The following is a 10,760-nucleotide window of genomic DNA, read 5'->3' as shown; positions in this document are numbered from 1 at the left end:
GGCGGAATTGGCAGACGCGCTGGACTCAAAATCCAGTGGTGGCAACACCGTGTGGGTTCGACTCCCACCGACGGCATAAAGAGGTTGTGGTATCTAAATGATATCACAACCTCTTTATTTTTCTGATTAATGTAATTAGATTAGCATTGACCAGTTAGGCCAAAAATGTGACACGTTAGGCCATTTCTATTGTTTTAAATGTAATTACATATTACAATTTTCTTATTAACTAATTAGGAGATAAGAGAATGAACAAACAGAATGACAGGTTTACAACTTTGCTATGTTTTTTAATGGTAAAGGGTGTATATTTAAATTTAAGCGATTCATTAATAAATGAGGCGCATTATCAAAAGAACAACAACTTGGTGAAATCAACACATTTTGATACAATAGAGACATGATAATTGGAATAGGAAATGATACAGAATCTATCAGTCGTGTAGAAGCAATTGTTGAAAGACAAGGTACTTTTATTGCAACTATTTTGACCGAAACAGAACGCATTCAAGCTGCTAAACGTAAAGGTAAACATTATAATGAATTTATTGCTGGCCGCTTTTCTGCTAAAGAAGCTTTTTCTAAAGCAACAGGATATGGCATTGGTGAAAAGGTGCATTGGCATGATATAGAAATTTTGAATGCGTCTAACGGGCGGCCAATTATGCGCGTAAAAAATTTTTTGTATAAAACACATGTAGCCATTACTCATAGTGGTGACAGAGTTAATACTGTTGTAATTATTGAACGTTTAACGATCTGGGAACGAATAAGTTTAAAAATTTTTCCTAAACGTGGGGTTTTATGATGACTAAAAAAGTTGATATTTTACGAACAAGACCATCTTGGATTGCAGTTGATCTAAAGGCTATTCAAGAAAATGCACGAATAATTATGCAATATACGGGCGCAAAGCAACTGATTGCAGTTGTCAAAGCGAATGCATACGGATTTGGCGCTGTCGCTACTGTGAAAGCTTTGTATGAGATAGGTGTTCGTGATTTTGCAGTTGCAACAATTGCTGAGGCGGCTATACTACGTCAAGAAATCGCAAATGATGATTTTCAAATACTATTGCTAGGTGTGCAAGATGTTTCTTTTGTAGATATCATGGTAGCGTACCATTTATCCCCAGCAGTGGGTAACTTAAGTTGGTTACAACAAGCAATTAAATTAATACCCGAAGGCAAAGTGTTAGAGGTACAATTAGCGATTGACACTGGTATGGGAAGGATGGGCGCACACTCTCAATCACAAGTCAGGGCAATGTATGAGTTCATTGAGTCATCGAATAAGTTAAAACTTAGTGGTGTATTTACACATTTTGCTACTGCGGATGATAATAATCAAAAATATTATGATCATCAAGTTGAAAATTTTTATAAATGGGTGCATGGTGCTAATATTCCAGAGAAATATTGGCATTTAGCAAATTCAGGGTCTGCATTGTGGCATAAAAAAGAAATCAATGTCCATACGATACGTGTAGGTTCGGTACTGTATGGCTACAATCCTGGTGCTCCAGAACGCGATATGCCAATTAAATTAAAAAGTGTGTTATCACTTAAATCACGCATCGGATTTGTTCATGAATTACAGGCTGGAGAATCTGTTAGTTATGGCGCCACATATACAGCAAAACAACCACAATGGGTGGCGACATTGCCAATTGGTTATGCAGACGGATACTTAAGGCGAATGACTGGTATGAAGGTATTAATTGCGGGGCATGTAGAACATGTCATTGGACGTGTAACAATGGATCAAATTGTTATATCGTTAGATAAAAAATATCCTGTTGATACCGAAGTAACATTGATTGGTCAAGATGGCAATGAAGAAATAACTCTCGAAGAATTTGCAGAGTATGCCAAAACAATTCCTCATGAAATTTCAACAACATTTAGTTCAAGATTACCAAGAATATACAATTAAAAGCGCTATGGCGCGTACATAATAAGTGGGAATTTATGAAAGAAGAATATCAAGCAGTGATGCGAGGTGATGTGTTTTATGCAGATCTGAAACAAGGAATTGGTTCAGAGCAAGCTGGTGTGAGACCAGTGTTGATTATTCAAAATGATGTTGGGAATGCAAATTCACCAACAACTATTGTTACTGCCATAACATCACAAATATCAAAACCAAAATTACCAACACATGTTTTATTACCCGCACATATGGGCGGGATGAAGCGTGATTCTGTTATTTTAGCAGAACAAGTTCGTACAATAGATAAGCGCCGATTACGCGATAAAATAGCTCATATTAATGCGGCCTCTTCTGAAATGCAGCAGGTTGAGCATGCGTTGAGAATTAGTGTTGGTTTGAAGTGAAAAATTGGTTATTTAGTTGCTTATAATCAATTTTTTTGTGTCTATAACTAGGAGATGAATGTGACGAAAAAAAGAATCATGTGGCTGGATTTTGCCAAAGGCATCACAGTATTTTTAGTTGTTATTGTACATGTTGTTGAGGGGATTTATAAAACTGGCATGTATCATCAGGTTGATATTTTCTCGGAAATAACGATGGGCTTGTTATTTACAATTGTTATGCCTATTTTCTTTGCTTTGTCAGGTTATGTTTACAAACCGATACAAAGTGGCCAACAATTTTTTGAAAAAACAAAAAACAAATTTTTGGGGTTAGGGATACCGTATATTGTTTTTTCTATTATCTATGTTATGCTTCAGCACGCTAGTCCAGATGTTCACAGCCTGAATTCATGGCAGGCGTTATTACATATTTATGTTATGCCAGTTGGTTATTTATGGTATTTATATGTTTTATTTTTGGTTTATGTATTTATCGAAATGATACATCTTATTCATATACCACCTTATTGGCAAATAATATTGTATGCCGGTTTGTTATTATACAGTGTGATGCCATTTTCTAATCTTCTTTATCCAATCAAAAGTTTATTTATGTGGGTAGGATGCTTTTATATCGGTATTATTTTAAAAGAAAAATCACAAATTCTGGAAAATAAATACATCATATCAACTTGTAGTCTATTATTTCTAGGCAGCCTTTTTTGGCAAGGTAGTCAAGGTGGTGCTTGGTTTAATACTGATATGATGTCACTTGGAAATATTATTGCAAAAATCACAAGTATACCGATATTCTTATATTTATTTTCACGTGTTAAAAATGGTGTCATTACAAGATATTTCGTAAAATATGGTCGCTACTCTTTAATTATTTACCTTGTTCATGCACCAATTGCGTCAATTGTGCGTACCTTAATTTTAAAAGTAAGTTTGCCGCCATATGTATTATTAGTGATTAGTACAGTGATAATTTCTTGGTGTATAAGTATTTTTATCATTTACTTGTCTCGTAAATATTCTTGGGTAAATTTTATCTTTTACCCCGATAATTATTTTAAACGTATGAAATAAAGTCTTGACGAATGGGTTATTTTCTAGTAGTATTAGCATTATCTTAGAGGATTAAGCAAATACATCTATAGAGAGCTGATGCTAGTGGAAATTCAGTGATGTTAATGCCCAAGGTTGCTAAGTGTTAAAATATAAATAAGTAAAGTGGTTGCTGATAGTGATGTATCAGCGACAATACAGGTGGTACCACGGTGAAAATCGTCCTAATTTAATTTTTAGGGCGATTTTTCTGTGTCATCGCAAAAAGGGAGAAAATATGCGTGAAATTGATATGTCAACAAAGTATGATCCAACCGCTGTGGAATTAGGACGTTATGATACATGGCAAGAAAAAAAGTTATTTGCCCCAGAGTCAAATCAGGCGATTCAAAGTAATGAGCCAGAGTCATATGCAATTGTTATTCCACCACCCAATGTTACCGGTAAATTGCATTTAGGTCATGCTTGGGATACAACTTTGCAAGACATGATTATTCGTCAAAAAAAGATGCAAGGTATGGATGTCTTATGGTTGCCTGGTATGGATCATGCAGGTATTGCAACACAAGCGAAAGTTGAACAACGCTTACGTTCAGAAGGCATTTCTCGTTACGATTTAGGGCGTGACAAGTTTGTTGAACAGGTTTGGGACTGGAAAAATGAATATGCAGCGACAATCAAAAAACAATGGGGAAAAATGGGCTTATCTCTTGATTTTGATCGCGAACGTTTTACATTAGATGATGGTTTGAATAAAGCAGTCAATAAAGTATTTATTGACTTATACAAAAAAGGCTTAATTTATCGTGGTGAATATATCATTAACTGGGATCCGCAAGCAAGAACAGCTCTATCGGATATTGAAGTTATTTATCAAGATGATGAGGGTGCGTTTTATCACGTTAAATATCCATTTACAGATGGCACCACAATTAATGGCAAAGATTACATTGAGATAGCGACAACACGTCCAGAGACAATGTTTGGTGATGTTGCGGTTGCTGTGCATCCAAGTGATGAACGGTATAAAGATTTAATTGGTAAGACAGTCATGGTACCACTTGTTGGTCGTGAAATCCCAATTATTGCGGATGAATACGTTGAAAAAGATTTTGGTACGGGGATGGTAAAAATTACACCTGCACATGATCCTAATGATTTTCAAGTGGGTAATCGTCATAATTTGGAACGCATTAACACGATGACTGATGATGGGCACTTGAATGCGAAGGCTGGGAAATATGATGGCTTAGAACGTTTCGAAGCGCGTAAGGCAATTGTAGCCGATCTTGAATCTGGTAATCATATGTTAAAAGTTGACCCGATTGTACATTCAGTTGGCCATTCAGAACGTACTGGGGTTCCTGTTGAGTCACGCCTATCTACACAATGGTTCGTAAAAATGGCGCCGTTGGCTAAACAAGCACTCGACATGCAAAAAAGTGCTGATGAAAAAGTTGAATTTGTGCCTGCCAGATTTGAAGATACATTCACACGTTGGATGGAAAATATTCGTGATTGGGTTATTTCTCGACAGCTATGGTGGGGACATCAAATTCCCGCATGGTACAAAAATAAAGGGACGGATCAAGAAGAAATATATGTCGGAACGGAGGAACCAGCGGGTGAGGGTTGGCAACGAGATCCGGATGTGTTAGATACTTGGTTTTCATCAGCATTATGGCCTTTTTCAACAATGGGTTGGCCAGAGAATAAAGCGGATGACTTTGCTAAATACTATCCAACAAACACGTTAGTAACGGGATATGATATTATATTCTTCTGGGTAGCACGCATGATGTTTCAAGGTAAAGAATTCACAGGACAAAGACCATTTAAAAATGTGTTAATCCATGGTTTGATTCGCGATGGCGAAGGACGTAAAATGTCTAAGTCATTGGGCAATGGTGTGGATCCTATGGATGTTATCGAAAAATATGGTGCAGATGCGTTACGTTGGTTCTTAGCAACTGGCTCCACTCCAGGTCAAGATGTACGTTTTACATATGATAAAATGGATGCCGCTTGGAATTTTATTAACAAAATTTGGAATGCATCACGTTATGTTATCATGAACTTGGACGAGACAACGCCATCATCATTGCCTGATTTAGATAAACTTTCATTAAGTGATAAATGGATTTTGTCGCGATTAAATACAACAATTGAAGATGTCACGCGTAATTTTGATAGATTTGAATTTGGTGAAGCTGGTCGTGAATTGTACAATTTTATTTGGTCTGATTTTGCTGATTGGTATATTGAAATGACCAAAGAAACTTTGACTGGAGATACTGATAAAGCACCTGTACAACAAACATTGGCATATGTATTGGATCAAACGTTGCGTTTGTTACAACCGATTATGCCATTTGTTACAGAGGCAATTTGGCAAGAAATGCCTGATCAAGCTGGAAAAAATGCTGATTTTTCTGTTACAAAATATCCAGTGGTACATGCAGAATTAGCAGATGAAACAGCTGAGATGGCATTTAAGTCACTACAAGATTTAATTGTTGCAGTGCGTAATATTCGTTCCGAAGCACATGCGCCAATGTCGACAGAAATTGATCTATTAGTTAAAACAACTGATGATAAGTTGATTGACATCTTTAAATCAAATGTAGATTATATTAATCGTTTTGCCCATCCAAAGTTATTGCAAATCGCTTCAGAAATTGAGATACCAGCGTTAGCAATGTCACAAGTTATTTCTGGCGCTGAAATTTATGTGCCCTTGGCCGAACTAATTGATATCGATGCAGAAATTGATCGCTTAGCAGGAGAAGCTAAAAAATTCGGTGCGGAGGTAAAACGTGCGGAGGGTAAGTTAGGAAATGATAAGTTTGTGAACTCGGCACCAGAAGCTGTCGTTATTGCTGAAAAACAAAAGCTTGCTGATTGGCAAGCGAAGTTGGTTGCAACAGAGGAACGTCTGAGTGCTCTCAAAAAAGCCAAGTAAGCACTTAGAAATGTCAGGCAAATAACCTAAACTCATTTTTTGAGTCGGTATTTAAAATATGATGACTGAATTTTATAATATTAATGAAGACCATCCAAACAATTTCAATTTAACACAGGTGCCGGATATGGATGTTGATACAATCTGGGCATTACAAGCGAAAGCGCGATCACATAATAAAGGCCTTGTCGCACAGGTATTTGATCGTATTTCTCTGGGATTTTTGGAAGATAGAGGATTTAACCTGATATATACAACGCATTTTGCCAAGTTGAACGTACGTGATTATGTTGGGGAACCAGTCGTTACAGTTGATGAATTAGAGCCAGACTTAAGGCAAGAACTATTAATGCTACTGCGCGATCATTATGAACGTGTTCATCGCACTAATCCAGCTTCTAAAAATATTAATTATCAAGATTGGTTATTTGGTAATCGTCAGTTTGATTTAAAACATAGCATTGTACGATTGTCACAACAACATATTATCGCAGTCATTTTAATCTTTAAAAATGATGATGATTTCAAATTGGGATGGACATTTGGAGATAACGTCTCGGTATTACTCGATCTTTGGCGTGATTTATTAGGGATACTGCCAATTGGTAAAGTATTATATGCAGAATTTGGCAGCAATGATTTGTTTGCAATGATTGTTTATAATACGTTCGTTTGGCATGATATTGATACTGTAGCGCAAACGTTGCTTTGGCAAGATACGTCAAATAGCTTGCGTAATGTATAAAATCAGCTACAATAATATAAGAACGATTGATGTTCTAGTATTAAAAAGTAACAGATAGAATTAATATGTATTTATTATTATTTCAAATGGACTATACATGAGCGTCAGTTAAGACGGTTAGAGGGGAAAATATATGCCCGGAAGTAAAATACTGGCGAGCGCGCATTATGTACCAAGTGATGTCGTAACTAATGATGATTTGGCACAAATAATAGATACCAATGATGCATGGATACAATCACATACAGGTATTAAAACACGACATATATCGTTACAGGGTGAAAATACTAGTGATTTAGCAACACAAGCTGCTAAACTAGCATTAGCGCAAGCTCATATGAAACCAGAAGATATTGATCTCATTATTGTAACGACATTTACACCCGATGGCTTAGCCCCATCGACTGCAGCACTAGTTCAGCGTAATTTAGAAGCAAAAAACGCTTGGGCTTATGATATCATGACTGCTTGCGCTGGTTTTGTATTCGGGTTGAGTACAGCAGATAAGTTTCTTCGTTCAGGAAGTTACAAAAATGCGCTGGTAATCGCTGCTGAAGTTAATTCAAAGATGATGGATTTTTCAGACCGCACAAGCACTGTTTTTTTTGGTGATGGTGCAGGTGCAGTAGTAATGACAGCAGATGCTCATGGTAACGGTGTAGTTGCTGGCGAAAAGATGCATACAATTGGTAACCCAGATGTGGTTCACTCGGGTCGCATTGCTCCTTTAACGCAGTTGTCACCAGATAATTATCCTAAAATGGACGCTTTTGCCCAAATTGGGCATGACGTTTTTGATGAAGTGACAGAGTTAATACCAGATCATATTTACAGCTTTTTGGAAACTAAATCTTTAAAGCCCAGTGATGTCGATTATTTTATACCGCATCAAGCCAATCTCAGGTTGATTGAGTATATTGCTAACGCATTAAACGAACCAATCGATAAATTTTCAACAAACATCATTCGTAACGGTAATACTTCTTCTGCTGGGATAGCGATTGGATTTGATGAACTGCGACAATCAGTTGATCTCAATGGTAAGAGGGTGCTATTGACCGGATTTGGTGCAGGCTTTACCTATGGCAGCATATTGTTAGAATTTTAAAGAAAAAATTAAGTACGTTAATAAAATATAAGTTTTAAAAAGGTAGAATTAATCAAATTTTTGTTTGATTAATTCTACCTTTTTTATTGACAAAAATGCTACGAATACGTAATGAGATAGACGATAGGAAGCATTTTTGGTTACGTAATATAAATGAAATATTGTTATAAAACTGACAAATTGAAACAACGTTGATGTTATACAAGGTGGATATACTAGAGGATGTTCTTAAGATTTGTATAACAACAGGTCTAAAAATTAATAATCATAATAAAATTTAAATATTTGGAGCTTATATCAATGAAAAGTAATTTAAAGAAAACATTATTAGCAACAGCTGCGGGTGTTGCCACCTTAGTTGGTGGACATGCAGTTGCATCAGCTGATACGGTTGAAGTTCAAACGGGCGACACTTTGAGTGGTATTGCTCATGAAAATAATACATCAGCAGAAGATTTAGCAAAAGCAAACAATATTACTGATCAAAATTTGATTTTAGCAGGTCAAACATTGACAGTATCTACACCTGCATCTGCAGCAGTTTCTGCGGATGGTACGACATATACTGTTCAAGCGGGTGACACATTATCAAAAGTTGCGCAACAGACTGGTGTTAATATTGAAACTTTATCTAGTATAAATAGTTTGTCAAATCATGACTTGGTGATAGCAGGTCAAACATTAACATTAAAGCAAGATGTATCTCAAAATACTGTACCAACAGTTACTGCAACAGAGCAACAAGCAGTGACACCTGAAACAACTACTGAAAAATTGTCATACATTGCAGCAGCGGATACGAATAAAGATAATTTCATGTCAGTAGCTGAATATAATACGTATAAGGCTAATGGTGGTAATATTGCTGAACCAGAGGCACAAGCCCCAGCAGCAACAGTTTCTCAAGATGTTAAGTATATTGCAGCAGCAGATACAAATAAAGATAATTATATGACAGCAGCAGAATATGCTGCATACCAAGCCAATGGTAATCAAAATCAAGCAACGGCTGCTACAACGACGACATCAGTTGCAACACAACAAGTAACGCAAGTGTCAACTAATACTGCAGCACAATCAACACCAGCTGCTTCATCAGATGTTCAAACATTGGTAAACTCTTTGAATGCAAAACGCGCATCATTAGGTTTGGCACCTGTAACATTAGATGCAGGTTTGTCAGCACGTGCACAATCACGGGCTGAAAATGCAGCCTCTAATGGTGGCATTCCAACTAATCATTTTTCAACTAATGGTGAGGTAGTTGCTAATGGTTTCTCAAGTGGTTCTGTTATTGATGCTTGGTTTAATGAAACAAACATGAGTACACCAAACGGTCAACCAGGTCATCGTATGTGGGTCGCTAACGCACGGGCATCATCTGTAGGCTTTGGTATCGTTGGTGGCATTATTGTCGGCGAATCAAATGCTGGTCAATTTTAATAATAACGGTCTATGGCAAGTAAATGGCTTGACGTTGCGCTAACGCAGTTGGGGAAATCTTATGATTCTTCAGGTGCGTTTGTTGCTTTCGTTATGAATACATCTAAAATAGAAATAGATATTACAACTAAACATTTTTCTCAAACGCTTAATGACCTTGTACAAGAAATGTCTGATTTAAAGAAAATAGAAAATGCGCGTCCGGGAGATTTATTGTTTTGGGGTAAACCAAATCATCCTTATAGTGTTGGCATTTATATTGGTGGCGGTCATTTTATTTCAGTGGCTGAAAAAGATGCAGTGGTGAAAGTGCAATTATTAAAGCATAATTGGTATCCCGACTTTGTTGGAAGCATCTTTTGAAATATAAACGACACGATTTTGACTTCTAACAGTAACAAATTGCGTAAAAAGCGTCTTTTTGTAATATAAATACTACTTTGATAACAAAGTGCAAAAATTATAAAACATGTATGTTATTCTATTTTGATACACTTATCACTGTTGAGGTAATCCTACCTAACAATAATTTAAAAAGATCTTAACTAAAGCCATTAACTTTTAAGGAGTATATTAACTATTATGAAGTCATCTACTATTATCAAATCTGCTGTTGCTGTCAGCGCTCTTGCCGTTGCCGGCATTACCTCTGTATCAGCTGATACAATTAATGTTAATGCTGGGGACACGCTAACTAAGCTTGCTGCTGCCCATGGCACAACAGTTGCTGAATTGGCTCAAAAAAATGGTATTAAAAATACTAATTTAATCTTTATTGGACAACAGTTAAACACACAAGTATCAACTAAAGCACCATCACAAGAAGCAACAGCTTCAAAGAAGTCAGCAGTTGGCACATATGCTGTTAAGGCAGGCGACACACTTTATCGTATTGCTGCTAACAATGGTGTGTCAGTTGCTGAATTAGCAACTTCAAACAGTATCCAAAATATTAATTATATTGGCATTGGTCAAGTATTGAATCTCGCACCTGCTGCACAAACATCAGCACCTGCTACACAAACACCAGCACCTGCTGCACAAACACCAGCACCTGCTGCACAAACACCAGCACCTGCTGCACAAACACCAGCACCTGCTGCACAAACACCAGCA

10 protein-coding genes and 1 tRNA gene are annotated in these 10,760 nt (G+C 36.7%); all 11 read left to right on the top strand.

The features are described from left to right. A tRNA-Leu gene (locus tag K5Q14_RS09585) sits at positions 1-73 on the top strand. Between the two features lie 327 nt (positions 74-400). Then, positions 401-808, top strand: a complete 408-nt coding sequence (gene acpS / locus K5Q14_RS09580; protein ID WP_220735484.1) for a holo-ACP synthase — start codon at positions 401-403, stop codon at positions 806-808. Next, positions 808-1,935, top strand: a complete 1,128-nt coding sequence (gene alr / locus K5Q14_RS09575) for an alanine racemase (protein ID WP_220735486.1) — start codon at positions 808-810, stop codon at positions 1,933-1,935. The genes acpS and alr overlap by 1 nt, the downstream gene beginning before the upstream one ends. Positions 1,936-1,970: 35 nt before the next feature. Beyond that, positions 1,971-2,336, top strand: coding sequence for a type II toxin-antitoxin system PemK/MazF family toxin (locus tag K5Q14_RS09570; RefSeq protein ID WP_220735483.1), 366 nt, complete (start codon positions 1,971-1,973; stop codon positions 2,334-2,336). 60 nt (positions 2,337-2,396) lie between these two features. After that, positions 2,397-3,407: an acyltransferase family protein gene (locus K5Q14_RS09565; protein ID WP_246587647.1), complete on the top strand. Its 1,011-nt coding sequence runs from the start codon at positions 2,397-2,399 to the stop codon at positions 3,405-3,407. A 256-nt stretch (positions 3,408-3,663) separates the two neighbouring features. Then, positions 3,664-6,348, top strand: coding sequence for a valine--tRNA ligase (locus tag K5Q14_RS09560; protein ID WP_220735482.1), 2,685 nt, complete (start codon positions 3,664-3,666; stop codon positions 6,346-6,348). Between the two features lie 58 nt (positions 6,349-6,406). Then, positions 6,407-7,093, top strand: coding sequence for a hypothetical protein (locus K5Q14_RS09555; RefSeq protein WP_220735481.1), 687 nt, complete (start codon positions 6,407-6,409; stop codon positions 7,091-7,093). A gap of 133 nt (positions 7,094-7,226) precedes the next feature. Beyond that, the gene (locus K5Q14_RS09550; RefSeq protein ID WP_220735480.1) at positions 7,227-8,201 is read left to right on the top strand and encodes a beta-ketoacyl-ACP synthase III; all 975 of its coding nucleotides are present in this window, start codon (positions 7,227-7,229) and stop codon (positions 8,199-8,201) included. A 300-nt stretch (positions 8,202-8,501) separates the two neighbouring features. Next, complete coding sequence (locus tag K5Q14_RS09545) at positions 8,502-9,644, top strand: LysM peptidoglycan-binding domain-containing protein (protein WP_220735479.1); 1,143 nt, start codon at positions 8,502-8,504, stop codon at positions 9,642-9,644. 12 nt (positions 9,645-9,656) lie between these two features. After that, positions 9,657-10,007, top strand: a complete 351-nt coding sequence (locus K5Q14_RS09540) for an NlpC/P60 family protein (RefSeq protein WP_220735478.1) — start codon at positions 9,657-9,659, stop codon at positions 10,005-10,007. Between the two features lie 219 nt (positions 10,008-10,226). After that, positions 10,227-10,760: muramidase family protein (locus tag K5Q14_RS09535; protein WP_220735477.1), on the top strand; the 534-nt coding region annotated here is incomplete at its 3' end.

The sequence above is a fragment of the Leuconostoc inhae genome (genome assembly GCF_019656015.1).
Taxonomy (GTDB): Bacteria; Bacillota; Bacilli; order Lactobacillales; family Lactobacillaceae; genus Leuconostoc; species Leuconostoc inhae_A.
This window is presented reverse-complemented; position numbering and strand designations above follow the sequence as displayed.

Bases quoted from the DNA above. Each gene is read 5' to 3' on its own strand.
- alr (WP_220735486.1), top strand. From the start codon at position 808: ATGACTAAAAAAGTTGATATTTTACGAACAAGACCATCTTGGATTGCA.
- K5Q14_RS09555 (WP_220735481.1), top strand. From the start codon at position 6,407: ATGATGACTGAATTTTATAATATTAATGAAGACCATCCAAACAATTTC.
- K5Q14_RS09560 (WP_220735482.1), top strand. From the start codon at position 3,664: ATGCGTGAAATTGATATGTCAACAAAGTATGATCCAACCGCTGTGGAA.
- K5Q14_RS09570 (WP_220735483.1), top strand. From the start codon at position 1,971: ATGAAAGAAGAATATCAAGCAGTGATGCGAGGTGATGTGTTTTATGCA.
- K5Q14_RS09550 (WP_220735480.1), top strand. From the start codon at position 7,227: ATGCCCGGAAGTAAAATACTGGCGAGCGCGCATTATGTACCAAGTGAT.
- acpS (WP_220735484.1), top strand. From the start codon at position 401: ATGATAATTGGAATAGGAAATGATACAGAATCTATCAGTCGTGTAGAA.
- K5Q14_RS09540 (WP_220735478.1), top strand. From the start codon at position 9,657: ATGGCAAGTAAATGGCTTGACGTTGCGCTAACGCAGTTGGGGAAATCT.
- K5Q14_RS09545 (WP_220735479.1), top strand. From the start codon at position 8,502: ATGAAAAGTAATTTAAAGAAAACATTATTAGCAACAGCTGCGGGTGTT.